General features: G+C 73.5%; 21 protein-coding genes and 1 pseudogene. 17 read left to right on the top strand and 5 right to left on the bottom strand.

Annotation, left to right across the window (positions count from 1 at the left end; translation table 11 throughout):
* The first annotated feature begins 57 nt into the window (after nucleotides 1–57).
* The 4 genes from SL103_RS15890 (at nucleotide 58) to SL103_RS15875 (ending at nucleotide 6,405) form a co-directional block, all read left to right on the top strand.
* Complete coding sequence (locus SL103_RS15890; RefSeq protein ID WP_069569691.1) at nucleotides 58–1,827, top strand: ABC transporter ATP-binding protein; 1,770 nt, start codon at nucleotides 58–60, stop codon at nucleotides 1,825–1,827.
* A complete protein-coding gene (locus SL103_RS15885; RefSeq protein WP_069569690.1) occupies nucleotides 1,824–3,605 on the top strand; it encodes an ATP-binding cassette domain-containing protein in 1,782 nt (593 codons plus the stop codon). Before SL103_RS15890 ends, SL103_RS15885 begins: the two co-directional genes overlap by 4 nt.
* 202 nt (nucleotides 3,606–3,807) lie before the next feature.
* Complete coding sequence (locus SL103_RS15880; protein ID WP_069569689.1) at nucleotides 3,808–5,460, top strand: alpha/beta hydrolase; 1,653 nt, start codon at nucleotides 3,808–3,810, stop codon at nucleotides 5,458–5,460.
* A gap of 117 nt (nucleotides 5,461–5,577) precedes the next feature.
* Nucleotides 5,578–6,405 carry an alpha/beta fold hydrolase gene (locus SL103_RS15875; RefSeq protein ID WP_069569688.1) on the top strand — a complete coding sequence of 276 codons (828 nt, stop codon included), beginning with the start codon at nucleotides 5,578–5,580 and terminating at the stop codon, nucleotides 6,403–6,405.
* Here SL103_RS15875 and SL103_RS15870 read toward each other — a convergent pair.
* The 4 genes from SL103_RS15870 to SL103_RS15855 all read right to left on the bottom strand — a co-directional run bounded on the left by SL103_RS15870 (nucleotide 6,395) and on the right by SL103_RS15855 (nucleotide 10,168).
* Nucleotides 6,395–7,150: a hypothetical protein gene (locus SL103_RS15870; protein ID WP_069569687.1), complete on the bottom strand. Its 756-nt coding sequence runs from the start codon at nucleotides 7,148–7,150 to the stop codon at nucleotides 6,395–6,397. The two genes, SL103_RS15875 and SL103_RS15870, sit on opposite strands and share 11 nt — an antisense overlap.
* Before the next feature lie 28 nt (nucleotides 7,151–7,178).
* Nucleotides 7,179–8,009 (bottom strand): MOSC domain-containing protein, encoded by an 831-nt coding sequence (locus SL103_RS15865; RefSeq protein WP_069573769.1) that lies wholly within the window; start codon nucleotides 8,007–8,009, stop codon nucleotides 7,179–7,181.
* Nucleotides 8,010–8,151: 142 nt separating this feature from the next.
* A complete protein-coding gene (locus SL103_RS15860; protein WP_069573768.1) occupies nucleotides 8,152–8,703 on the bottom strand; it encodes a response regulator transcription factor in 552 nt (183 codons plus the stop codon).
* A gap of 571 nt (nucleotides 8,704–9,274) precedes the next feature.
* Complete coding sequence (locus SL103_RS15855) at nucleotides 9,275–10,168, bottom strand: EamA family transporter (RefSeq protein ID WP_208869881.1); 894 nt, start codon at nucleotides 10,166–10,168, stop codon at nucleotides 9,275–9,277.
* A 333-nt stretch (nucleotides 10,169–10,501) separates the two neighbouring features.
* Here SL103_RS15855 and SL103_RS15850 point away from each other — a divergent pair, with 333 nt between their 5' ends.
* The 11 genes from SL103_RS15850 (at nucleotide 10,502) to SL103_RS15800 (ending at nucleotide 21,656) form a co-directional block, all read left to right on the top strand.
* Entirely contained in the window at nucleotides 10,502–10,981 is a 480-nt protein-coding gene (locus SL103_RS15850) for an SAM-dependent methyltransferase (protein WP_069569686.1), read from the top strand.
* A 182-nt stretch (nucleotides 10,982–11,163) separates the two neighbouring features.
* The gene (locus SL103_RS15845; protein ID WP_079145766.1) at nucleotides 11,164–11,724 is read left to right on the top strand and encodes a DUF664 domain-containing protein; all 561 of its coding nucleotides are present in this window, start codon (nucleotides 11,164–11,166) and stop codon (nucleotides 11,722–11,724) included.
* A 229-nt stretch (nucleotides 11,725–11,953) separates the two neighbouring features.
* Nucleotides 11,954–13,066: an extracellular catalytic domain type 1 short-chain-length polyhydroxyalkanoate depolymerase gene (locus SL103_RS15840; protein ID WP_432215355.1), complete on the top strand. Its 1,113-nt coding sequence runs from the start codon at nucleotides 11,954–11,956 to the stop codon at nucleotides 13,064–13,066.
* Nucleotides 13,067–13,110: 44 nt separating this feature from the next.
* On the top strand, nucleotides 13,111–14,559 hold the full coding sequence (locus SL103_RS15835) for a tannase/feruloyl esterase family alpha/beta hydrolase (RefSeq protein WP_069569684.1): 1,449 nt from the start codon (nucleotides 13,111–13,113) through the stop codon (nucleotides 14,557–14,559).
* 203 nt (nucleotides 14,560–14,762) lie between these two features.
* Nucleotides 14,763–15,056, top strand: a complete 294-nt coding sequence (locus SL103_RS15830; RefSeq protein ID WP_078617022.1) for an ArsR/SmtB family transcription factor — start codon at nucleotides 14,763–14,765, stop codon at nucleotides 15,054–15,056.
* Nucleotides 15,049–17,733, top strand: coding sequence for a magnesium-translocating P-type ATPase (gene mgtA / locus SL103_RS15825; protein ID WP_069569683.1), 2,685 nt, complete (start codon nucleotides 15,049–15,051; stop codon nucleotides 17,731–17,733). The genes SL103_RS15830 and mgtA overlap by 8 nt, the downstream gene beginning before the upstream one ends.
* 274 nt (nucleotides 17,734–18,007) lie before the next feature.
* Nucleotides 18,008–19,135: a TerD family protein gene (locus SL103_RS39235; protein WP_069569682.1), complete on the top strand. Its 1,128-nt coding sequence runs from the start codon at nucleotides 18,008–18,010 to the stop codon at nucleotides 19,133–19,135.
* 170 nt (nucleotides 19,136–19,305) lie between these two features.
* Nucleotides 19,306–20,040, top strand: coding sequence for an HNH endonuclease family protein (locus tag SL103_RS15815; RefSeq protein WP_107424549.1), 735 nt, complete (start codon nucleotides 19,306–19,308; stop codon nucleotides 20,038–20,040).
* Entirely contained in the window at nucleotides 20,037–20,327 is a 291-nt protein-coding gene (locus tag SL103_RS15810) for a hypothetical protein (RefSeq protein ID WP_069569681.1), read from the top strand. Before SL103_RS15815 ends, SL103_RS15810 begins: the two co-directional genes overlap by 4 nt.
* Before the next feature lie 250 nt (nucleotides 20,328–20,577).
* Nucleotides 20,578–20,835, top strand: a complete 258-nt coding sequence (tatA, locus tag SL103_RS15805; RefSeq protein ID WP_069569680.1) for a Sec-independent protein translocase subunit TatA — start codon at nucleotides 20,578–20,580, stop codon at nucleotides 20,833–20,835.
* Nucleotides 20,836–21,017: 182 nt separating this feature from the next.
* The gene (locus tag SL103_RS15800; protein ID WP_069569679.1) at nucleotides 21,018–21,656 is read left to right on the top strand and encodes a hypothetical protein; all 639 of its coding nucleotides are present in this window, start codon (nucleotides 21,018–21,020) and stop codon (nucleotides 21,654–21,656) included.
* A gap of 71 nt (nucleotides 21,657–21,727) precedes the next feature.
* Here the strand turns inward: SL103_RS15800 and SL103_RS15795 are convergent, their stop codons facing one another.
* Complete coding sequence (locus SL103_RS15795; RefSeq protein WP_069569678.1) at nucleotides 21,728–22,804, bottom strand: mechanosensitive ion channel family protein; 1,077 nt, start codon at nucleotides 22,802–22,804, stop codon at nucleotides 21,728–21,730.
* A 320-nt stretch (nucleotides 22,805–23,124) separates the two neighbouring features.
* On the opposite strand from SL103_RS15795, the pseudogene SL103_RS15790 reads away from it, so the two are divergent.
* Nucleotides 23,125–24,073 (top strand): annotated as a pseudogene (locus SL103_RS15790) (5-dehydro-4-deoxyglucarate dehydratase).
* Between the two features lie 129 nt (nucleotides 24,074–24,202).
* Nucleotides 24,203–25,540 carry a gluconate:H+ symporter gene (locus tag SL103_RS15785; RefSeq protein WP_069569677.1) on the top strand — a complete coding sequence of 446 codons (1,338 nt, stop codon included), beginning with the start codon at nucleotides 24,203–24,205 and terminating at the stop codon, nucleotides 25,538–25,540.
* Nucleotides 25,541–25,564 lie beyond the last annotated feature (24 nt).

Here is a 25,564-nt window from a genome sequence, read left to right as displayed (position 1 = left end):
GGGGCCCTCCGCCCCGCCGCCCCGCACCGTTCGCCCCACGGAGGCGAGGTCCACCGCATGCCCGCACCGCCCGGGCCCCCCTCACCGACGCGCCCGCCGGCCACCGGCCGGCAGCCGGACCCCGGTACGGCCGTCCTGACCGACGCCTTCCGGCACAGCCCCGTGCACACCGTCGCGGTGTGCCTCTTCGGTGTGGCCGGTGCCGGTGTGGCCATCGCCCTGCCGGCCGTCCTCGGCCACACCCTCGACCTCGTCCTCGACTCCGCGCCCGGCGCCGGCGCCGCCCTCACCCTGAGTGCCGTCCTGCTGGTCGCGGACGTCCTGCTGGATGCCCTGGTGGCACTCGCCGGAGGCGTCACCACCGCCCGCAGCATCGCCTGGCTGCGCCGGCGCGGGATCGGCCATCTGCTGTCGCTGGCCCCGCACCGCGCCGCCGACCGCTTCACCGCCGGCGACCTGGTGACCCGGCTGACCGGCAACGCCGCGGAGGCCGGGACCGCACCCACCACCGCCGCCACCGGCCTGGCCGCGGTGCTCACGCCGGTGGGGGCGCTGGTGGCGCTGGCGCTGACCGACGTCTGGCTGGCGGCCGTCTTCCTCGCCGGGCTGCCCCTCCTGACCCGTCTGCTGCGGACCTTCGCCCGGGGCTCCTCCGACTGCGTACGGCGCTATCAGCGCGTCCAGGCCGAGATCGCCTCCCGGCTCGTCGAGGCGCTCGGCGGGGCCCGGACGATCGCCGCCGCGGGCACCGGGGCGCGGGAACGCGCCCGCGTCCTGGCGCCGCTGCCCGAACTCGACGCGCAGGGCAGGCTCATGTGGCAGGTCTACGGGCGGGCGGTCGTCGGCAGCGGCATCCTGGTGCCGCTGCTGACCACCGTGGTCCTCGCGGTGGGCGGACTCCGGCTCGCCCACGGCGCCCTCACCGTCGGCGAGTTGCTGGCGGCCTCCCGGTACGCCGCGCTCACCGCGGCCCTGGGAGGAGTGACCGGCCAGCTCAACGCGTTGGTCCGGGGCCGCGCCGCGGCCCGGCGCACCGCCGAACTGCTCGCCCTGCCGCAGGTCCGGTACGGTGCCCGCCCGTTGCCCGCCGACGGGCGGGGGCGGCTCGAACTGCGCGGGGTCACCGTCGCCCGCGACGGCGCCCCGGTGCTGCGCGGCGTGGACCTGGCGGTGCCCGGCGGGACGACCCTGGCGGTGGTCGGCCACTCCGGCGCCGGAAAGTCCCTGCTGGCCGCCGTCGCGGGTCGGCTCACCGATCCCGACAGCGGCCAGGTGCTGCTGGACGGGGTCCCGCTCGCGGAGGCCGACCCGGCACAGCTGCGCCGGGAGATCGGCTACGCCTTCGAGCGGCCGGCGCTGTTCGGCGAGACCGTGGGCGCCGCGCTCGCCTTCGGACCGGATCGGCCCGCCGCCCCCGCCGTCGAGTCCGCGGCGCGCGCGGCCGGCGCCGACACCTTCGTACGCCTGCTGCCGCGCGGCTACGCCACTCCCCTGGCCGACGCCCCGCTGTCCGGCGGCGAGCTGCAACGCCTGGGCGTGGCACGGGCGTTCGCGCACGCGGGGCGACTGCTGATCCTCGACGACGCCACCTCCAGTCTGGACACTGTCACCGAACACCACGTCAGCCGGGCACTGCTGGAGGACGTCCGGCCCGGCACCCGGCTGCTGATCACCCATCGCCTCGCCTCGGCCGCCCGCGCCGACCTGGTCGCCTGGATGGACGGCGGCCGGATCCGCGCGGTCGCTCCGCACGCGCTGCTGTGGCAGGACGCCGACTACCGCGCGGTGTTCGCCGGCACCGCGCCGGACCCGCGTACCGCCTCATGACCCCGGTCACGGTGCGGCTGCTGCCGCGGGCGCTCCGCTTCCTGCGGGCGCGCGCCCGGGTCCTGCTGCTGATGGGCGGCTGGTCCCTGCTGGAGTCGGCGCACACCTTCCTCGGCGGCTACAGCGTGGCCAAGGCCCTGGACGACGGGTTCCTCGCCGGCCGGACGGCCACCGGACTGACCTGGCTGGCCGTCGCCGCGGTGGCCGTCGTCCTCGGCGGTCTGGCCGGGCGGGGCGTCTTCCGCGGACTTGCCGGGCTGGTCGAGCCGCTGCGTGACGCCCTGGTCGGCGCGGTGGTGGCCCGGGCGCTGGACGAGGCGGTCGCGGACCCGGCCCGCGCGGCCGACACCGCGGTGGTCTCCCGGCTGACCAACCAGACGGAACTGGCGCGGGACAGCTTCGCCGGACTGGTCCTGGTGGCTCGTTCGTTCGTCTTCACCGCGGCCGGGGCGCTGGTCGGACTGGTGTCGCTGGCCCCGCAGTTGCTGCTGATCGTGCTGCCGCCGCTGGCCGGCGGGCTGCTGCTGTTCGTGGCGACCCTGGTGCCGATGGCCCGGCGGCAGCGTGCCTTCCTGCGCGCCGACGAGACGCTGTCGGCGGAGTTCGGCGCGGTGGCGGCGGGGCTGCGCGACGTGGTCGCGTGCGGCGCGCGGGGAGAGGTGGCGGCGCGCGCGCACGCCCTGATCGACGCCGAGGAGCGGGCCGCCCGGCACCTGGCGGGCTGGGCCGCCGCCCGGGCCGTCGCGCTCGGCGTCGCCGGGCAGCTACCGGTCCTCCTGCTACTGGTCAGCACCCCGTGGTTGCTGCGGGAGCACCTCACCGCCGGTGCCGTGCTCGGTGCGCTGACCTATCTGACCCAGGCGCTGCTGCCGGCCCTGCACACCCTGATGAACGCCCTCGGCTCGGGCGGCACCCGGCTCCTGGTCGTACTGGACCGGCTCACCCGGCCCGCGCGGACACCGGACGTCCGCTCCGCTCCCGACGACCATGCCCCCGGGCACACCGACACGCGGGCCCCCCGCTCCGCGTGCCCGTCCCCCGGGCTCCCGGCGGGCCCACGCGTCGAACTGCGGGCGGTCACCTTCGCGTACGGGCCCGCCGCACAACCGGTGCTCCACGACCTCGATCTCGTCGTCGAGCCGGGCGAACACCTCGCCGTCGTCGGTCCGAGCGGCATCGGCAAGTCCACCCTGACCGGTCTCCTCGCCGGCCTGCTGCACCCCGTCAGCGGCGACGTCCGGGTGGACGGACTGCCACCGGGCGCGGCGTACAGGCCCGACCCCGCCCGGCTCCGGGTCCTCATCCCCCAGCAGGCGTACGTCTTCTCCGGGACCGTGCGCGACAACCTGCTCTACCTGTGCCCCGACGGGGCGTCGGCGGCCGCCCTGGAAGCGACGTCGCACGCGGTCGGGCTGGGCCCGTTGCTCTCCCGCCTGGGCGGGCTGGACGCCCGGGTCGACCCGGCGACGCTGTCCCAGGGCGAACGCCAGCTCCTCGCCCTCGGCCGGGCCCACCTCTCCCCCGCCCCGCTCGTCCTCCTCGACGAGGCCACCTGCCATCTCGACCCCGCGGCGGAGCAGCGCGCCGAGGGCGCCTTCGCCGACCGGCCCGGCACACTGATCGTCATCGCCCACCGCATCAGCTCCGCCCGGCGGGCCGACCGGATCCTCGTGCTGGACGGAAACCGGGCCACCGCGGGCAGCCACGCCGAGCTGCTCGAACGCTCGGCCCTCTACCGCGAACTCGCCGGGAACTGGCAGCCGGAGCGCTCCCGCTGAGCGGTGCCCGCGGCGTACGGCGGCGCCGGGATGACGCTCCGCGCAGGCGGGATCGGCACCTGTTCGGCTGTCCGGCCGCCGGCTCAGCCGTTCGGCCCCCGGCCGCTCGCGTCCGGTGCCGCGGCGCGGTGGGGTGGGCTCGGGTGCCGTCGGCATCCGTTGCCCGGGTGCGACGGGTGCCCGGTCCGTGGGAGGACGACGCATGCGCATATCCGGACCGATAGCAGTCCGCCGGAACCGGGCCGCGGTCATCGCCGTGGCGCTGAGCTGCTACGTCGCACTCACCGGACCGGGCCTCGGCACGGCGGACGCCCCACCGGCACCGGCGGTGCCCGCGCCGGCACCGGACTGGCGGCCGTGCCCTCGGGACGGGCACTTCGACTGCGCGACCGCGAAGGTGCCGCTGGACTACGGCGACCCGCGCGGACGCACCCTCGACCTGGCGGTCGTACGGCACAAGGCGACCCGGCCCGGACGGCGCATCGGCACCCTGTTCTTCAACCCCGGCGGCCCCGGCGGGCCCGGTACGGTCCAGATGCCGCAGAACTACCCGTTGTTCCCGCGCGAGGTGCGGGAGCGGTTCGACATCGTCAGCTGGGACCCGCGCGGGGTCGGCCACAGCACGGCCGTGAACTGCTTCGCGACCCCCAAGGAGAGCGCGGCCTGGCTCGCCGCCAGACCCAGCGGCTTCCCGGTCGGCGCGCGGCAGCGGAACATCTGGATCGCCGCGTATCGGGACCTGGGCCGCCGCTGCGCGCAGCGCGACGCCGCGCTGCTGCGTCATGTGTCGACCGCCGACTCCGCGCGCGACCTCGACCGGCTCCGCCGGTGGGTGGGCGACCCGAAGCTCACCTACCTGGGGGCCTCCTACGGCACGATCCTCGGCGCCACCTACGCCAACCTCTTCCCCGGCAGGGTCCGCGCCCTGGTCCTCGACAGCAACATCGCCCCGTCGGCCTGGACGAACCACGGCGACGACGCCGCCCGGCTGCCGACCTTCCTGCGCCTGGGCTCGGACCGTTCCGCGGCGGCGACCCTGGACCAGTTCCTCACCCTGTGCGGCTCCACCACCACGGCGGGCTGTGCCTTCTCCGCCGGCGGCCCGGACGCGACCCGGGACAAGTTCAACGGGCTGATGCGGCGCCTCCGTGAACGGCCGGCCGGCACCTGGACCTACGCCAGGACGGTGGCGGACACGATCAACGGCCTCTACGTCGTCCGCCCCGGATGGTCCGAGGTCGCCGCCCTGCTCCAGAGGCTGTGGCAGGGCCGCACCCCGGGGCCCTCCGCACCGCTGCCCACGCCTCCGGTCCCGGTCCCGTACACGGGTGAGGAACAGGCCGCCGCCATCCTCTGCGGCGACAGCCCCAACCCGCGTGACCCCGGCGTCTTCCACCCCCTGGAAGAGGCGGGTGCCGCCCGTGCTGGCGATGCCGGGCGCTACTGGACCTGGGCGTCGGAGCCGTGCGCCACGTGGCCCACCGTGGCCGCCGACCGCTACACCGGCCCGTGGAACAGGCCGACGGCGGCCACCGTCCTGGTGGTCGGCACCCTCTATGACCCCGCCACGCCCTACCGGGACGCGCAGGCCATGGCCGAGGAGCTGGCCCACGCCCGGCTGCTCACCAACATCGGGTACGGGCACACCGCACTGGTCAATCCCAGCGGCTGCGTCAACGCGTACGAGAGCCGCTACCTCATCGACGGCACCCTTCCGCCGCCGGGAACGACGTGCCGGCAGGACGACCCGCCCTTCCCGCCCCGTCGTCCGCGCGGCGGCGTCGACGCCGGCGGCGGCGGGGCGGCCGGGCTGGTCCCGAACCGGCCCTGGCGCAGCGGCCCGAGCACGCGCTGACGACGCGCACGGCGCGTTCGGGCCGCACCGTTACCTGTGGGGTAATCGACGGTGTGCCGCCCCTTGGACGAGAGTTGTCGGCACAGCGACACCGCACCGTCCAGGAAGGACCCACACATGCCGTACTTCGAAGGCTCCGACGGAACAAGCCTGTTCTACACCGACTGGGGACAGGGCAAGCCGGTCGTCTTCGTCGCCGGAGCCTGGCTCAGCAGCAGCGCGTGGGAACTGCAGATGCTGCCGCTGTCCGAACAGGGCCTGCGCTGCGTCGCCTACGACAAGCGGGGCCACGGCCGCTCCGACTGGGTCGGCCACGGCTTCGACTACGACACCCTCGCCGACGACCTCGCCGCCCTGCTCGACCGCCTCGACCTGCACGACGTGACGCTGGTGGCACACTCGATGGGCGGCGGCGAAGTGATCCGCTACCTCTCCCGGCACGGCTACGACCGGGTGAGCAAGGTGGTACTGATCGCCGTCACCGCACCACTGATGCTCCACACCCCGGACAACCCCCACGGCATCGACCGCAGCCTCTTCGACGCCCTGGCAGCGGAACGGACCAAGGACCGCCCGCGGTGGATGGCCCACAACGCCCAGGCATTCTTCGCCACACACCTGGGCAACCAGGTCTCCAGCGAACTCATCGCCTGGACGGTGCAAAAGTGCCTCGACTGCTCGGCCAAGGCAGCCGCCGAAGTCGTCGAGACCGGCTTCTCCACCGACCTGCGCAAGGAAGCAGGCGCACTCCAGGTACCCACACTGATCATCCACGGCGACGCCGACGCCTCCGCACCCATCGACCTGTGCGCACGACGACTGACACACCTCGTACCGGACAACACCTACAAGGAGTACCCCGGCGCGGGACACGGCATCTTCCTCACCCACGCCACACAACTCAACCAGGACCTCCGCGACTTCATCGAGGGCGCTACGTCCTGAACGTGTGGGGGTGGCCCGTTCCGGTGTGCGCGCCGTCGATCCGCCGCAGCACGGGGTGATCGAGGTCGTCGTTGCCGACGACGATCGTCGCCCGCGCGGCCGGGTCGACCTCGGCCAGGTAGTGCCGGCAGGCGGCGTGGTAGCGATGGTCGAAGGCGTGCTCGGCCGCCGCGGTGCTGCCGAACAGCTGGGTGTCGCGGCGGGTGCCGCGGCGGCGGGCGACGGGGAAGCTGGTGTCGGCGAACACGACCTCGTCCCACAGTCCGGCCAGTTCGTGCCGCTGCAGGAAGCTGCCGTCGACCACCAGGACCGCGTCGGCGGGGGCGGTGACCGGTGGCTCGTCGATCGCCTGGTCGCTGGCCAGGTCGATGATGCGGCTGCGGTAGCGGTGATCGCCGCCGGGTCCGAGGGGGACGAGGACGGACCGTGCGAACGAGGGGAAGTCGTAGGCGTCCTGGTAGTAGCCGATCGCGGAGTCGCGGCCCTGCCGGTGACGGTGCGCGCGCGGGTGGTGGAAGCCGTCCATGGACAGATGGATGGCCGCTCGGCCGCGCTCACCCACCGCCGCGGCCAGGGCGCGGGCGAGGGTGGTCTTTCCGGCGGCGGTGATGCCGTCCACCGCGACCCGCAGCGGATGCCCTGGCCGCCGGTCGGCGATGTGGTCGGCGATGCGACCGATGACCTGGTCCCGGGTGGGCCGGCGATCGCCGTACCGGCCCGGCTCGTTGTCGATCAGTTCTGCCATGATGCGGATCTTAGTGACCCGGGCTCGGTCAGGAAGGGCCGGCCGCCGTCCATTCCGTGACCGTGAACTCGTCTCCCACGGCCAGTTTCCCGGTCCGCACGACGGAGAACTTCGAGCCGAAGGCCACCCCGCCCTCGGGCACCCGTCGGTAGGAGGCGAGTGTCCGCAGCGGCTCCGGTCCGTCCTTGGTGCCGGTCTCCTGGTCGACCATGGTGACGGCGCAGCGCACGGCGAGCTTGGCGAACCCCAGCTCGGCACCGCCCACCTCGGCCCGGTGCACCCGGTCCTCCGTGAGCGGCTCCTGCCACCCGTCCAGCACGATGTTCGGCCGGAACCGGGTCATCGGCATCGGTGGTTTCCCCGCTGCCGCCAGCCGCTCGTTGAGGTCGTTGAAGGTGGCCAGGGAAAGGATGTGCAGCGGGCTGCTGTCGGCGTAGCCGGAGGTGCCGGGGGTGCGGCCGTCGGCCACCCGGTCGTGCTCCGGCGGTACCCGCACCAGTCGGCAGTCCGTGCCGAGTACCTCGGACAGCCAGCCGGCTGCGGTCTCACCCTGGTCGATGCCGCGGAACGGCTGGCCGAAGAGGTCGACGTCCTTCCGGGGCGAGGTGGTGTCCACCTCGATGCGCAAGGACTCAACGCCCTTTTGATGCAGGATGAGTTGGGTGCCGTCGGAGCTCACTTCGGGCCGGATCACCGCGAGCCGGGGATCGGTGCGCTGGGTGCGGTACACGCCCCGGTCGCTGACGACCATGAAGCTGCGGTCGTGCGGGAGTCCCGCCGGCGTGAGTCCGGCCTCCGCCAGGGGGACCCCGGCGCACCCCTTGACGGGATAGGTGATCAGTTCGGCAACTATAGGCATGGACACACCTTATGGATGCCTCGCCCACGCATCACGCGCTTTCCCTGCCCCAGGTGCTCGGACCGGCGCTGGTCGGCCAGATGTGTGCGCAGATCACGTATGCCTCCTGCAGCTTCTGCTCCGGGGCGGTGCCGGCCGGCGCTCAGACCCAGCCGGCGCCCTGCGAGATGCGTATGGCGTCGACCCGGTTGCGGGCGCCGGTCTTGCGGTTGATGGCCGCCATGTAGTTGCGCACCGTGCCCGTGCTCAGATGCAGTTCATGGGCTATCTCGGGTACGGACGCCCCGCCCGCGGCCAGTTGCAGCACGTTTAACTCGCGTGGGGTGAGCGGCATGTCGGCGGCCTGGAGGAAGTCCAGCGTCAGCGTGTGGTCGACGTAGCGCTTGCCGGCCGCGACCAGGTTTATGGCGTGCCGTAACCGGGCCGGCGGCGCGTCCTTGTCGACGAAGCCACGGGCCTTGGCGGCGACGGCCCGCCGGAGCGTGCCGGGCCGGCAGGCGCTCGCAAGAACGAGCAGGCCGCAGTCCGGACCGCCCGGAGGGCTGGCGTCCTGCATCGGTCCCGCCCCGTCGCCGTCCACCACACACACCTGGGGCCGGAAGGAACGCGCTCTGCCATGAGCGCTTCCCCAGCAGGCCGCGACCGCGTCGATCTGCTCCTCGTCACGCAGCAGCGCGGCCAGCGCCGATCGCATCAGCCGCGTCTCATGGACCACCAAGACCCGGATCACTTACGCCCCTTCATGTCGGCCATGCGGTTTGCACTGCTGAATTGTCATCGTCCGCATTCCCGCCAGTCGAACCTTCACCGGAATTGACTGGAAAAGACGCCCCCTTGTCGCACTGACATTGCGTCCATTGCGTTGCCTTATGACAGGAGCCCACAACTCCTCGCACACCCCGCGGCCACCGGTCGACGCGCCACCTGCCGCCGTTGGCGCCCTGCCCACGCGCTCGGCGCGGCACCTCACCGGCCTCGCCCGCCCCCCGATCTCCTTCGCGGTAGCGAAGTCGTAGGAATCTCACACACGGCGGGCCACTGTTTCCGGAAGCCGCACGGCGCCGGGGACAGCGACTTCCCGCCATCGTGAACGTGGCTACTTACCACGCCCGTTCGCCGGCTGGGCACACTCACGGTGCCGTGGTGGCGGCTGTGCCCAATGAGGCGCGGGTGGCACGCGTGAAAAGGGGTGCGAAAGTCCGGGTCAGCAGGACGCCCACCCGACGCGGTCGGCATGCCCGGGGGCGGCCCCCGCGCGGGCTTCCCTACGTTTCCGACCGCTCCTCGACAACCGCTTTCGCACCGGGGCCCGGGGTGCGGGTGGCGCCGACGGAGGCGAGGGCCACCGCGAGCACTCCCGCCCACTGCGGCGCGGCGAGGTGCTGCCCGAGGAGGAGCAGTCCGACGAGGGCGCCGACGGCGGGTTCGAGGCTGGTCAGAACGCCGAAGACGCGGGGCGGCAGCCGGCGCAGGGCTTCCAGGTGGCAGGTGTAGGGCAGCACGCTGGAGAGGACCGCGATGACGAGGGCCGGCGCGAGGGTGCCGGGGTCCAGCAGCCTGGCCCCCGCCCGGGCGATCCCGTACGGGAGGCTCAGCAGGGCTCCCCACGTGACGGCGAGGGCCAGGCCCCGCCCGTCGGGGACGCGTGCGGCGAGGCGTGCGCCGACGAGGATGTAGCCGCCCCAGCAACACCCCGCCAGGAGGGCGAGGCCCAGCCCCGGGGCGTCGAGCGGGATGCCGGAGTGGCCGAGCAGTACGACGCTGGTGGCGGCGAGGCAGGCCCACAGCAGATCGGCTCCCCGGCGTGAGCCGAACAGCGCGAGGGCGAACGGGCCGAGGAACTCCATCGTGGTGGCGGCGCCCAGCGGCACCCGGTCGACCGCTTCGTAATAGCTGAGGTGGTGGACCGCGAGCAGGGTCCCGGCGGCGGCCGCGAGGCCGAGCGTGGTGCGGTCCCCTCGCAGCCCCGGCCGCCACAGCACGGTCAGGATGACGGCGGCGAGGGACAGGCGCAGGGCCACCACGCCGGCCGGGCCGACGGCCGGGGAGAGGCGCGTGGCGAGCGCGGCCCCGCACTGCAGGCCGAGCACGCCTCCCACGACGAGCCCCGGGGCGGGCACGGCGCCCAGCCCTCGGCCGATGGCGGCGGCCGTGCGCACACGGCGCGTGGTGAGCTGACTGATGGGTGCCCTCCTTCGCAACGTGGTGCAGCGTGGCACGACGGAAAAGGCCCCACAACCCTCCGGCGATCAACGAAATCCGAAGCAACAAGCGCGACTTGACCTTGTGATCGACGGTCGAGCCGTTCGGCCGGTGCCCGCGTGGCCGACCGGACGCGGACGCGGCGGGACGGGCCTCTTGGCGGGAGTCCGCCCGTAGGAACGAGAAGTCCGGGATGATCGACCGGGTAGCCCGGCGGCGGTGTCCGCCCCGCCGGCGCTGCCGCCCGGCCTGCGCGTACGCAGGCTCCACCGTCACGAAAGGCGCAGCGCATGTCAGAGAACACCGCGGATGAGGTGGTTCTCCGTCCGGTCGGCCGGGTGGTCGGCGGGCGGAGCGAGGTCCGGGACGACGACTGGGGGCCGGTGTCGGCCGTCGTCCGGCTGGACGCGGCGCAGTTCGGGCCGGACGCCCTGGCCGGACTGGACGGCTTCTCGCACCTGGAGGTCGTCTACCACTTCCACCGGGTGCCCGTGGAGAAAGTGGAGACCGGTGCCCGTCATCCGCGGGGCAACACCGACTGGCCCCTCGTGGGGATCTTCGGCCAGCGCGGCAAGAACCGCCCCAACCGGCTCGGCGTCTCCCGCTGCCGCCTGTTGCGCACCGACGGGCTCGACGTCCATGTGCAGGGCCTCGACGCGGTCGACGGCACCCCCGTGCTCGACATCAAGCCCTACATGGCGGAGTTCGGCCCGCTCGGCGCCACCAGCCAGCCCGACTGGGCCACCGCACTCATGAGCCGCTATTACTGATCCGTCCCTCCCGACCGGCCGTCAGCCCTCCCCGACGGCCGTCCCGGAAGCCGTACCGGCCCGGCCCCTCCTGCGGGAGGGCCTCGCCGCCGGGACCGGCGCCCCCGTCCCGGGCCCGCGGCGACACCTCGGCGCGAAAACTCGGTGGCGCATGCGGGCCGGGCCGGGCGACCATGCCACGCATGACTGACCGACCCGCGCGATGGAGCCAGGCGACCGTCTACCCCGATATGTGGACCGATCCCGGCGACGACCCCCGGGACAGCGAAGGCCCCGGTCCCGAGGGCGAGCTGGCGACGCTGCACGACTACCTGACGAACTACCGCATCACCCTGCGGATGAAGTGCGAGGGCCTGGACGCCGAGCAACTGGCCCGGCGGTCCGTTCCGCCGTCGACGATGTCGCTGCTCGGCCTGGTGCGGCACCTCGTCGAGGTGGAACGGGACTGGCGCAACTGGATCAGCGACGGTGACCCGGTGCCGAAGCTGTACGGCGCGCGGGACGCGGACTTCGACGGCGCCGTCGCCGAACAGGCCGTGGTCGACGCCGCGTTCGTCGATCTGGCACGTGAGCAGGCCGCCACCGACGCCGCGCTGGCCGCCCACCCGGACCTGGGCGAGCGGGTGGGGAAGGACCGGATCGCGGTACGGGAACTGCTGGTGCACAGGGTCGAGGAATATGCCCGGCACTGCGGGCACGCCGACCTGTTGCGCGAGTGCGTCGACGGAAGGGTGGGCCAGTAGCGAGAGCCGGGGCCGTGGGGCCTGGGCCTAGCAGTACCCGATCGGCCGCGCAACAGGTGAAGTGCACGCGGTGACACGGCCGTTGTGGCGTCGGGTGCCATGTCCGGCCGGCGGAGCGCACTCCTAGGGTGACCGGCACCACAGTGGTGCGCCGCCGCTCCCGGTCGTCGCGCACCGTCGCACGCACGGGGCCGTCCGGTTCCGTGCCGCCGCCTCGGGAGGTCACCCGGTGCCACTGCCCACCCCATCACCGACACCGCCCACCCCACCGGTCCCGCCGGCCGCCTCGTCCGGCTCGACCGCGCGGCCGCAGCGCCGCGGCCTCCGGGCGCGGCTGACCGCGGGTGCCTGCGCGGTCGTCTGCGCCGTCGCCGTGAGCACCCTGCTCGCCCCGACTCCCGCGGCAGGCCGGCCGGCTCGTGAGGCGGGCGTCACCCTGGAGAGAGTCAGCAACTTCGGCTCGAATCCCGGCAATCTGGCCATGTACGTCTACCGCCCGGCCCGTCTCCCGGCACAGCCGGCGGTAGTCGTCGCCCTGCACGGCTGCACCCAGAGCGCCCAGGTCTACGCCGACAACTCGGGCCTGACGACGCTGGCCGACCGGCACGGCTTCCTGGTGGTGTTCGCCGAGACGACCACCGCGAACAACCTCAACCGGTGCTTCAACTGGTTCCAGCCCGTCGACAACCAGCGGGGTCGGGGCGAGGCCGCCTCGATCCGGCAGATGGTCGCGCACGCCGACTCCGCCTACGGCGGGGACCCCTCCCGCACCTACGTCACCGGGCTCTCGGCCGGCGGTGCGATGACGTCGGTGATGCTGGCCACGTATCCGGAGGTGTTCCGGGCGGGGGCGGTCATCGCCGGCCTCCCCTACCACTGCACCCGGGACACCGGTCCGTTCACCTGCATGAACCCCGGCGTGGACCGCACCCCGGCGGACTGGGCCGAGCGGGTCCGTGACGCCTTCCCCTCCTATACGGGCCCCTGGCCGCGGGTGGCCGTCTGGCACGGGGACCAGGACTCCACGGTGGTCCCGAAGAACGCCGATGAACTCCGGGACCAGTGGACCGCGGTGCACGGGCTGGACCAGACGCCCGACCGCACCTCCACCATCGGCCCGGACCGCACCCGCCGGGAGGAGTACATGGCCGGGGACGGGAGCGTGGCCGTACAGGTGAACAAGGTGCCGGGGATCGGCCACGGCACCCCGGTCGACCCGGGGACCGAGCCCGAGCAGTGCGGCCGAACCGGCACCGCCCACTTCATCCGGTCGATCTGCTCCAGCTACTGGATCACCGACTTCTTCGGCCTCGGCGGACCGTCCGCCCGCGCCGGCAGCTGACCGGCCGGTTCCCCGACCCCGCCCCTTCCACGGAGGTACACCGGATGCCCCTCGGCACCCCACCCGGCGGGCCGGCCGCGCGCTCCCGCCGGCACCGCCCGCGCCCGACGGCCCTGGGCACCGCCCTCGGGGCCGCGGCGCTCCTCGCCCTCACCGCTCCCCCGGCCGGCGCCTCGCCGGAACGTTCCCCGCAGCCGTCGCACTGCGCCGCGGCGGCCCGGCTGCACGTACCGGGCGCAGCCCGTCAACAGCTGTCCTGCCTGGACGGGTTGACCACCGCGGACACCGTCACCTCGGGGCACACCGACCCGGCGGACTGGGCCGGACTGACTCCGGCGGGCCTGGCCGCTCCCCGGGGCGTGCCGGGCGTCCAGATCGACGGCTACTTTCCCGACACCTCGGCCACGAACGGCCACCACGGCTGGCAGCACGACGCCCAGTTCGTCATCCGGCTGCCCGACCGATGGAACGGCGGCCTGGTGATCTCCGGCTCTCCCGGCACGCGCAAGCAGTACGCCAACGACCGGGCGATCGGTGACTGGGTGCTCGCCCGCGGATACGCGTTCGCCGCCACCGACAAGGGCAACACCGGCACGGACTTCTACCGCGACGGTACGGCCCCCGGCGACGCCGTCGCCGAGTGGAACCAGCGGGTCACCCAACTCACCCGCGCGGCCCGCGCGGTGACCGCCCAGCGGTACCGGCGCCCACCGGCCCGCACCCTGGTCACCGGCCTGTCCAACGGCGGCTACCTCGTACGGTGGCAGCTGGAGAACCATCCCGAGCTCTACGACGGCGGCGTGGACTGGGAGGGCACCCTGTGGCGACCGCAGGGGCCGAACCTGCTCACCTTCCTGCCGCCCGCGCTGCGCGCCTATCCCGCGTACGCGAAGGGCGGCGCGGACGCCGGGCGGGCGCACGCGGCGCTGCTCGCCGCCGGGTTCCCGGCCGGCTCCGAGTTCCTGTGGCCCTTCCACCACCAGAACTACTGGGACGTCACCCAGCGCACCTACCGCGAGGAACTGGACCCCGACTTCGACGGGGCCACGCAGGCCGGTACCCCGTTCTGCGTCTCGGGCACCCCCGCGTGCGACGCCGACTACTCCTACGCCACCCGTCCGGCACCGGTCCGCGCCGCCGTCTCGAAGATCGCCCTCACCGGGCGCATCGGCAAGCCGTTGATCACCCTGCACGGCACCCTGGACGTCCTGCTGCCCCTCAGCCGGGATTCCGACGTCTACGCGCGGATGGTGCACGACGCCGGGCGGGACGCCCTGTACCGCTACTACCGCATCGAAGGGGGCACGCACGTCGACGCGCTCTTCGACACGTTCCCCGACCGGCTGCGCCCCCTCACCCCGTGCCACCGGTCGGCCTTCACGGCCCTGGAGAACTGGCTGAACCACCGTCACCTGCCACCCGCCGACCACACCGTGCGCCGTCCCCGGGCAGCCGGTCCCGCGGCCTTGGTCAACCACTGCCCGCTGTCCTGACCGGGGTCCGGCGGCCGCCGGGCGGGCCCCGGGGGCGGGACGGCCGGGAACCCGCGGAGGGCCGGGGGCCCGGCACCTACACTGGGCGGTTCGGGGACGGGGAGGCACGTCCCAGGTGGACGGAGAGCGCAGTGGTGAAGAGCGTCGAGGACCAGGGCGGCACGGCGGACCCGTCCGCCGAGGTGCTGACCGAGGCGGCCGCGATGTTCGGACTGCTGGCCTCGCCCCCGCGGCTGCACATCGTCTGGGCGCTGGCGCAGGGCGAGAGCGATGTGAGCGGGCTCGCGGAGCGGGTCGGCGGGGCGCTGCCCGCGGTGAGCCAGCACCTGTCGAAGCTGAAGCTCGCCGGCCTGGTGCGCTCGCGCCGGGAGGGCCGCCGGGTGGTGTACCTCGTCGACGATCCCGATGTGGTGGCGGTGGTACGGCTCCTGGTCGTCCAGCTGGCCGCCCGCTCCGGACAGCCGGCACCGGTCCGCCTCCGCGACGTCGGTGCCTGAGACCACCGCGGCGCCCACGGCCGCCCGTACACCCGCGCACTCCCGGGGCGTACGGCCGGGCCGCGGCCTGCCGCCGTTCACCGGCGCCGGGGAACCGGCCGCGCTGACCACGCTGCAGGTGCTGCGGCTGCTGGACAGCGGCCCGCGCGGGCTGACCGAGGAACAGGCCGAGGAACGCCTGCTGCGGTACGGCGAGAACGTGGTCCCCGCCCGGCGGCCGCCCTCCTGGCCGCGGCGCTTCGTGGGCAGCCTCCGGGATCCGTTCACCGCCGTCCTGCTGTGCCTCGGGGTCGTCTCGGCGGCCGTGGCCTCCTGGGGCACCGCCTGCGTGATCATGGTGCTCGTGGTGGTCAGCTGCGCCCTGCGGTCGGGGGGCGAGCACCAGGCCGGCCGGTCGATGGCCGCCCTGCGCGAACTCGTTCCCACCACGGCGTCCGTGCAGCGCCGGACGGCGGACGACGCCCCGCCGCGGGTGCGGGAGATCCCCGTCGATCAGCTCGTCGTCGGCGACGTGGTGCGGCTGGGGGCCGGGGACCTGGTGCCGGCCGATGTGCGGTTGCTCCGCGCGAGCGGGCTGACCGTCCATCAGGCCGCGCTCACCGGCGAGTCCGTCCCCGTACCGAAGAACGCCCTCGACGCGCCGGCCGGCGGGGGCGCGGAGCCGCCCGAGCCGCCGCACCTGTGCTTCCAGGGCAGCAGCGTGGCCTCCGGGAGCGGGACCGCGTTGGTGATCGCCACCGGTCCGGACACCCGGTTCGCCGCCGCCTACGGGGGGCCGGCGCGGCGGCGCGGGGAGACCGCGTTCGACCGCTCGGTGCACGGCATCGCCTGGACCCTGATCCGCTTCATGCTGCTCACGCCGCCGCTGGTGCTGATGGCCAACGCCGCGCTGCGGGGGCGCGGGCTGGAGACCCTGCCGTTCGCCGTCGCGGTGGCGGTGGGGCTGACGCCCGAGATGCTGCCGGTGATCGTGACCGCGGCGCTCGCCCGGGGAGCCTCCGCGCTCGCCCGCACCAGTGGTGTGATCGTCAAACGGCTGCCCGCGCTGCACGACCTCGGGGCGGTCGACGTGCTGTGTCTGGACAAGACCGGCACCCTCACCCAGGACCGCCCGGTCGTGGAACGCTCCCTGGACGCGCGCGGCGACAACGCCCCGGACGTACTGGAGTGGGCGGCGGTCAACAGCTTCTGGACCGTGGAACTCGCCGAGCTGCCCGTCCCCGACACCCTCGACGAAGCGATCCTCGACGCCGCCGGGGAACGCGGCGCCGACCCGTTCGCGTACGACGGGATCGCCGCCCTGCCGTTCGACCCGTCGCACCGGCTCGCCACGGCCGTCGTGCGCCGGCCGGGCCGGCACACCACCCACACGCTCGTGGTGAAGGGCGCGGTCGAGGACGTCCTCGACCGGTGCGGGTCGGTGGCCGTCGACGGTGCGGACGCCGCACTGGACGCGGCACACCGCGAGCGGCTGCTCGGCCTCGCCGCCGAGGAGGCCGCGGGCGGTCTGCGGCTGCTCGCCGTCGCGCGCGCCGAACGCCCGGCCCGCCTCGGCCCGTACAGCGACAAGGACCTGCGCGGGCTGACCTTCCTCGGCTTCGTCGCGCTCCGCGACGCGCTCGCGCCCACCGCCACCGACGCGCTGGAGGACCTCGCCCGGCGCGGGGTGGCGGTGAAGATCCTCACCGGTGACCACCCCGGAACCGCCGCCCGTGCCTGCCGTGATCTCGGCCTCGACCCCGGGGAGGTGCTGACCGCCGGCCGGCTCGGTGACCTGAGGGGGCCGCAGCTCGCCGCAGCGGTCGCCCGGGCCACGGTCGTGGCGCGCTGCACGGCCCAGGACAAGGCCCGGATCGTCTCCGCCCTGCGGGCCGGCGGCCGGATCACCGGGTTCCTCGGGGACGGCGTCAACGACCTGCCCGCGCTGCGGGCGGCCGATGTCGGCATCTGTCCGCGCGGGGCGGTGACCGTGGCGCGCGAGGGCGCGGACGTGGTGCTCGCCGAGAAGGACCTCACCGCCATCGACCGGGCGATCACCGCCGGCCGCCGGAGCAGCGGCACCATCGCCGGCTATCTGCGCATCACCCTGTCGTCCAACCTCGGCAACGTCATCGCGATGCTCGCCGCCGGACTGCTGCTGCCGTTCCTGCCCATGCTCCCCGCCCAGGTCCTGGTGCAGAACCTCTGCTTCGACGCGGCGCAGCTCGCCTTCGCCTTCGACCGTCCCGGGCCCGCCGCGGAACGCAAGCCCGCCGTGCTGCGCACGCGTACCTTCCTCCGCTTCATCACCGCCTTCGGGCTGCTCAACGCCGCCGCCGACATCGCCACCTTCGGGGTGCTCGCCTTCGCCTCGCACACGACGGCGCGGGCCGGCGATCCGGCCGTCTTCCACGCGGGGTGGTTCACCGAGAACCTGCTGACCCAGGCCATGGTGATGCTGTTGCTGCGGACCGGCCGGCACGCCGCCGAACGTCGCGCCACCGGACCGGTCCACCTCGCCGCCGCGGCCCTCGCGGTGATCGGCATCCTGCTGCCGCTGTCCCCCCTCGGCCCGCCACTGGACATGTCCGCCCCGCCGGCGCTGTATTACGCCCTCCTCGCGGCGGTACTCACCCTGTACGGCCTGGCTCTCTCCACGGTCCGCACGCACCACCCGGCCCTCAGCGCGGCAGCGTGACCAGCCCGGTCTCATAGGCGGTGATCACGAGCTGCACCCGGCCGGACCGTGTACGTCCTGTGGCCGCTGGTCAGCGTCGCGCTCGCGGTGCTCGTCGTGCGGCGCCGCGACGTGTGAGCAGGCTTCCGGGGCGCGCCGCCTGACGTTTCTGATTGACCCGCACACCCCGAGGTCTGCTCCATACTTCAGTTATTGCGCAAGCCGGGAACTCTGCTGATTCCCGTTGCGTTGAGCCGAAGGACGCCGAAGGCCCGGACAGTTGTGGAGGAAGCAGATGAGTGTGGCCCTGACCAAGGGCGGCAATGTGTCGCTCAGCAAACAGGCCCCCGGCCTGACCGCCGTCACGGTGGGGCTGGGCTGGCAGGTGGGAGCCGCCGGAGGGCCCGGCTACGACCTGGACGCCAGCGCGCTGCTGTGCGACGGGTCCGGGAAGGTCCTCTCCGACGAGCACTTCGTCTTCTTCAACAACCTGCGCAGCCCGGACGGTTCGGTGCGGCACTCCGGGAGCGACCCGGTCGGCGGCAGCGGCGGGGACGACGAGCAGATCCAGGTCGACCTCACCGCGGTCCCCGCCGAGGTAGCGAAGATCGTCTTCCCGGTCTCCCTCTACGAGGCCGAGCAGCGGCAACAGGATTTCGGCCAGGTCCGCAGCGCCCACATCCGCGTGGTCGACCGGGTGACCGGTACCGAGATCGCCCGCTACGACCTGCGCGGCGCCGCCGCCGCGGAAACCGCCATGGTCTTCGGTGAGCTCTACCGCCACGGCGCCGGGTGGAAGTTCCGCGCCGTCGGCCAGGGCTACGCCTCCGGACTGGCGGGCATCGCCCAGGACTTCGGCGTCGACGTCCTGCGCCCGGACCCGGCGGCCGGAGCGCCGCCGGGGCACGCCCCCTCCCCCGGGCCGGCCGACGCCGCCGCGAGGGCGGGCACCACCACCGGCCGGGAATCCTCCGGCGCCGCGCCCGGCTGGGAGTCCCCCGGCCACGGCTCCGCCCCGACACCCCAGCAATCCGACGGGAGTTCCTCCATGACCTGCTTCTTCGACCCCCAGCACGGCCCGGGCACGACGTATGTGACGTGGTCCCCGCAGTGGGGCGTCCCGCGCCAGATCCAGACGTGCGGCGGCTGCGCCCAGCGGGTGCAGACCACGCCCCCGCCGTACTACACCGCGCCCCAGGCGGGCTATCCGCAGCAGGGGTACCCGCAGCCGGCGCAGCAGGGCTATCCGCAGGCCGTGCCGCAGGACTACCACCAGCAGCCGGGTCAGCAGCAGGGCCGCCGCTTCGGCACCGGCGCGCTCATCGGCGCGGGCGCGGCCGGCCTGGTCGGCGGGGCGCTGCTCAACGAGGCGTTCGACGACGACGAGCCCGAGGTGATCGTCAACAACTACTACGAGGACTGACCGGCCGGACGCCGGCGTGCGCGGGCAGCCGCGGGGGACGCGCACGCCGGGCCGCGGGCCCTGACGCCCGCCGCGAGGGCTTCGATAGCGTTCCCCCAGCCGCACCCGGCACGAGCCGGCGGCGGTACGGGAGCCGGCACAGGCCGGCCGGTGACGGGAGGGACCAGGAGATGGGGGCTCAACAGCTCCGGTGGGGGCGGTACGTGGCGGCGGCCGCCGTCATAGCGGTGGTCGGCTGCACGCCGGTGGCCGGCGGCAAGCACACCGGCTCGCACGACAACAAGCCGTCGGTGCCGGGCGCGGAGGCGTCCTCGCCCGCCGCGGGAGGCGGCGAGGCCGGCGCGGCGGGGACCCTGCCGGGCGTGCCGAGCGTACGGAAGGCGCGCAGTGAGCTGGCCGCCCTCAAGGTGGCGCCGCACGGCCCGATGACCGGCTACCGCCGCTCCGCCTTCCCGCACTGGGCAGAGCAGGGTGCGCACTGCGACACGCGGGAGCGGGTGCTGCAGCGGGACGGCACCGGCGTACGGCGGGACAAGGAGTGCCGCGCGGTGTCCGGTTCCTGGGTCAGCCCGTACGACGGCAAGAAGTTCCGCGTCGCCTCGGCCGCCGACATCGACCACATGGTGCCGCTCGCCAACGCCTGGCGCTCCGGGGCCCGTTCCTGGGCCCCGGCCGAGCGGAAGGCGTTCGCCAACGACCTCACCCACCCGCAGCTGCTCGCGGTCTCGGCCGCCTCCAACCGTTCCAAGGGCGACCAGGGCCCCGACGAATGGCAGCCGCCGGCCAAGGCGTTCTGGTGCACGTACGGGCGGGCCTGGACCTCGGTCAAGGCCACCTACGCCCTGTCGGTCACCAAGGCGGAGAAGGCGAAGCTGACCGAGATGCTGGACACCTGCGCCGGATGACCGGCCACCACACCCCGCCCGGGCCCGAGCGGCTGCAGGACGACGTGACCGCCGGGCCCGGCGGCGCGATGACCGAGGAGGTCGGCGTCGTCACCGGCGACCTCACGATCGCCACCAGCGCCCGGCCCGACGGCCGCGCGGCCGTCGCGGTCCAGTACACCGGCGCCGAGGAGTGGTACACCCTGACCGGCAGCCCCAGCCCGCTGCCGCCCGGTGGACTGGCCGCCCTGCACTCCGAGGTGGTGCACCGCGTCCGGCGAGGGGGCGGCGCCGAAGCACCCCGCTGACGGCCGAGCCGCCGGCCGGTCCTGACTGCTCCCGTCCGCGCCGGAGGTGATGAGGTTGCCGCACGTCTGCACCGCCGTCCGTGCGGTTTCCCCGCGGGTGAAGACGGCGCACCGCCCCCAAAGGTTGTACGGTTGCGCAATGTAGCAAATGATGAGCGAGTCCGGCCCGCCCGGACCGCGGCCGGCTCCGACCATGGATCACGGCTCACGGCTACGACGCGAACTTCGACGACGGGAAAGGCGGGCAGCGATGTTGCGCAACGGACTGGAGCCCTGGCACCTGCTGATCGTGGCGCTGGTGGTGATCCTGCTCTTCGGCTCCAAGAAGCTGCCGGACACCGCACGCGCGCTGGGCAAGTCGCTGCGGATCCTCAAGAGCGAGGCGAAGGCGATGGCCTCCGACGACGCGCGGCCGGGCGCCGGCTTCACCACCGGTCCGCAACCCCGTCACGCGCCCGAGCCGCCGCCGCATCCCCGTACGGAGAGCGGCCCGGAACCGGTCCGGTGAGGACCGTCGGGCGCATTCACCCATGAGCAACAATTTAAAGATTGCGCAATGAGGGAACCATCATGAGGTGCGTCAGGGCGTCCGGGCGCAGCGCCGGTCCCGAGCAGTGGCCGGCGCGGCCGCCCCACTCCGAAGAGGCCGGCAACCGTGGCCTTCACCCACGTACCCACCGGGGGACATGCATGCACGACGCAGACCGCTTACGGGCGCAGGACGCGCCGGACTTCGAACACCTCCTGGACCGGGCGCTGCGCTCCGAGGAGATCAGGGAGGCGGTGCGCCGTACGGACGGAGCGCTCAACGTCGAGCAGTTGCGCACCCGGGCGCTTCAGGCGAGAGCCGCCCTCGTCGCGACCGCGGTGCCCGAGTACCGCGACTACCTCCAGCTGCGGGCCGCCGCGGCGGAGGCGCGCCCGTCGTCGCCGGCCGTGCCGGCCACGGCTGCCGCAAGCGGGCTGCTCCCGGCGCTCGGCGTGCTGGTGCCGGCGCTGTCGGCCACCGCCGCCGTCCTCTTCCTGGTCCTCGGCCTCGGACTGCGGGCCCTCGGTCTGCCGTCCGGCTTCGCGGACGAGTTGGTCGACGCCGGTCTCACGGCCGCCGGTGTGGCGGTGGCGACGACGTCGGCCGGGCTGCTGTGGATGCTGATCGCGGCGGCGCGCAACCGCTCGGCGGCCGGGGCCGACGGGCCGGGAGAGGCCGGCACCCCGCTCGCGGAGGCGTACGAAGCCTGGCAACAGGCCCTGCTGGAACGCGGGGTGCTGCCCTTTCTGCTCGGCCTGCTCGACGACCCGGGCCGGACGCGGGAGCCCTTCGGCGACTGATCGCCGCCGTCCGCCGGGAACGCGCTGCCGGGCACGGACGTCGTGCTCGCCTGCCCGGCAGCGCGCGGGCGCTACGGCACCAGGTCCGAGGTCCCGCGCTGGTGCGGGATCGCGATGCCGTCCGCCTGCTGCAGGGCCACGGTCCGCGCCGGGGCGGGAATCCTGATGCCCTCGGCCCGGTAGCGCTGGTGCAGCCGCTTAATGAACTCGTGCTTGATCCGGTACTGGTCGCTGAACTCCCCGACCCCGAGGATCACCGTGAAGCCGATCCTGGAGTCGCCGAACGTGTGGAATCGCACGGCCGGTTCATGGTCGGGGACGGCCCCGGTGATGTCGGACATCACGCTCGCGACGACCTCGGTGGTGACCCGCTCGACGTGTTCCAGGTCGCTGTCGTAGCCGACGCCGACCTGCACCAGGATCGACAACTGCTGTTCCGGCCGGGTGAAGTTGGTCATGTTGGTGCCGGCCAGCTGGGCGTTGGGGATGATCACCAGGTTGTTGGACAGCTGACGCACCACGGTGTTGCGCCAGTTGATGTCGACGACGTAGCCCTCCTCGCCGCTGCTGAGGCGGATGTAGTCGCCGGGCTGCACCGTCTTCGACGCGAGGACGTGCACACCGGCGAAGAGGTTGGCGAGGGTGTCCTGCAGGGCCAGCGCCACCGCGAGACCGCCCACTCCCAGCGCGGTGAGCAGGGGGGCTATGGAGATGCCCAGCGTCTGGAGCACGACGAGCATGCCCATCGCCAGCACCACGATGCGGGTGATGTTGGCGAAGATGGTGGCCGATCCGGCCACCCCGGACCTGGACTGGGCCAGGGACTTCACCAGGGTGGTGATCACCCGCGCGGCGGTGAAGGTGACCACGAAGATGAGCACCACGGTCAGCGTCCGGTTGACGTTGTGCCTGACCGTCGCGGTGAACGGCAGCACCGCGGTGGCCGCCGCCAGGCCGGCGCAGATCGCGGCCCAGGGCACCACGGACCGCAGCGCGTCCACGATGACGTCGTCCCCGCTCCACCGCGTCCGGCGCGCGTGCTTGCCCAGCCAGCGCAGGGCTACGCGCAGCAACAGGCCGGCGGCGAGACCGGCGGCCAGCGCGGCCCCGGCGAAGATCACGTCATGCGGCGTGAGGTCACGGTTCACCGGCCGGCTCCCACCGAGCGCACGAACGCCTCCGCCGAGCACCGTTTGTGATGTTGCGTCACCTTGACACCTGCTTGTCTAGAGGATTGTGAATGCGCCGGGACGTCCGCGGACGTCCCCACGCGCTGCCATCCTGCCGCACGTGCCACGGCGCGCGGCGGGTGCCCCACGACCGGCGCCGACTCCCCTCAAGGCCCGCGTACGGCCTGACTTGGGACGCCCCGGGAATCCGTGGTGACCCACCCATTGACCCGCCGGGTGCCCGACCTTAGCCTCCATCTTCATATGTAAATGAAGTCCATGTACTTGGAGGCTAGTTCATGTCACTGAACGCGGCGGCTCAGGACGTGGCCCGCCGGCTGCGCGAGGGCATGGCGGGCGGCGTGCTGTCCTTCCCGCTCACCAGCTTCCGCCCCGACGGCAGCCTCGACCCCGACGCGTACCGCGCCTACCTGACCGAGCAGTTGGCCACCGCTCCCGGCGCCGTCTTCCCGGCCTGCGGCACGGGCGAGTTCGCGGCACTGGACGAGGAGGAGTACCGCCAGGTCGTCACCGCGGCGGTCGAAGTGGCCGCCGGACGGCTGCCGGTCGTCGCCGGGCTCGGCTACGGCTGGGCACAGGCCCTGCGGTTCGCCCGGATCGCGGAGGAGGCCGGCGCGGACGCCGCGCTGGTGCTTCCCCACTACCTCCTCCAGGCCCCCCCAGCGGGGCCTGGTCGAGCAGCTGCGCCGGATCGCGGCCGGGACCCGGCTGCCGCTCATCGCCTACCAGCGCGACCAGGTGGCGTTCAGCGTCGAGAGCCTGCGCCGGATCGCCGAACTCCCCACCGTCATCGGCCTCAAGGACGGGCACGGCGACCTGGACCGCCTGCAGCGCCTGACCCTGTCCGCGCCCGATCACCTGCTCTTCTTCAACGGGGCCGCCACCGCCGAACTGCAGGCCCGCGCCTACGCCGCGGTCGGCGTGCCCGCCTACTCCTCGGCGGTGCACGCCTTCGCCCCCGAGATCGCCGACGCGTTCTTCACCGCGGTGCGGGACGACGACCGGGCCACCGCCGACGCGCTGCTGCGCGGCTTCTACGTCCCGCTGGTCGAGTTGCGCGACCGGGTGCCGGGCTACGCGGTCTCGCTGGTCAAGGCCGCCGCCCGGCTGCGCGGCAGGCCCGTCGGCCCGGTCCGCGCCCCGCTCACCGACCCCGGTCCGGAGGACCTGGACGAGCTGGAGAAGCTGCTGACCACCGGGCTCGCGCTGGTGGCAGCCGCGGACTGAGCCCCGTCCTGCCTCGTCCTGCCCCGCACCACCGCCACGTCACCCCCCGCACTTCCTCGCCCCGGCCCGCGCCCCGCCCGACGGACCGGAGGGCACCTTTCTGCGCGCAGTTCAAAGGGGAACCGACCCATGCCTCTTGTTGTCGTCGGCATCAGCGTACTGATCCTGCTGTTCCTCATGACGAAGCTGAAACTCAACGGCTTCATCGCCCTGCTCCTGGTGGCCGTCGGGGTCGCACTGGTCGAGGGGGTGTCGGTCGAGAAGATCCCGGACGTGCTCGCGGAGGGCGTCGGCGGCCAGACAGGCGACACGATGCTCGTCGTCGGACTCGGTGCCATGGTGGGCCGCGTCATGGGGGACTCGGGCGCCGCCCAGCGCATCGCGAACCGGCTCGTCGACGCCTTCGGGCTCCGCTTCGTGCAGGTCGCGATGGTCGTGACGGCCATGCTCATCGGGGTGACCATGTTCTACGAGGTCGCCTTCGTCATCATCGTGCCCGTGGCGTTCACCCTCGTCCGGGTCACCCGCAAGAACCTGCTGTGGGTGGGACTCCCGATGTCCATCGCCCTGTCCACCATGCACAGTTTCCTGCCGCCGCACCCCGGCCCCACCGCCGTCGCCGCCACCTTCCACGCCTCGGTCGGCCACACGCTGGTCTACGGCCTCTTCTTCGCCGTGCCGTTCGGCGCGCTCGTCGCCCTGGTGTGGCCGCGGCTGCCCTTCATCCGGAAGATGAACCCCACCATCCCGCACGGACTGGTCACGGAGCGGGTGTTCGACGAGGACGAGATGCCGGGCACGGCCTGGTCGCTGCTCGTCGCGCTGTGCCCGGTCGTGCTGATCGCGGGTGCCGCGGTGGCCAAGATGGCCGTGTCGGCGTCCAACCCGGTGCTGCCGGTCGTCGCCTTCCTCGGCTCCGCCCCGATCGCCCTGCTGCTGACGCTGCTCCTCGCCGTCTGGGCGTTCGGCCCGCGGATCGGCCGCGGACTGGCCGAGGTCAGCGCGTCGTGCACCTCGTCGGCCAAGGCCATGGCCATGATCCTGCTGGTGATCGGTGCGGGCGGTGCGTTCAAGAACGTCCTCGTCGAGGCCGGGACATCGGACTACATCAAGGACCTCACCCACAGCTGGCCCGTCTCGCCGATCCTGCTGGCCTGGCTCGTCGCGGTCATCCTCCGCATCGCGCTCGGTTCGGCGACCGTCGCCGTGGTCACGGCGGCCGGTGTGGTGCAGCCGCTGCTGGCGGGCAGCGGGGTCCACCCCGAACTCATGGTGCTCGCCGTCTCCTGCGGCTCGATCGCCTTCAGCCACGTCAACGACCCCGGCTTCTGGATGTTCAAGGAGTACTTCAACCTGTCGGTCCTCGACGCGATCAAGGCGCGGACGACGTACACGACCGTGCTCGCGGTCCTCGGCCTGGGCGGCGTACTGGCCGTCGAATGGACCCTCGACGCCCTTGCCCTGTGACCCCCGCACGTGCGGAACCCCCCT

This window comes from Streptomyces lydicus, assembly GCF_001729485.1.
GTDB lineage: Bacteria > Actinomycetota > Actinomycetes > Streptomycetales > Streptomycetaceae > Streptomyces > Streptomyces lydicus_D.
This window is presented reverse-complemented; position numbering and strand designations above follow the sequence as displayed.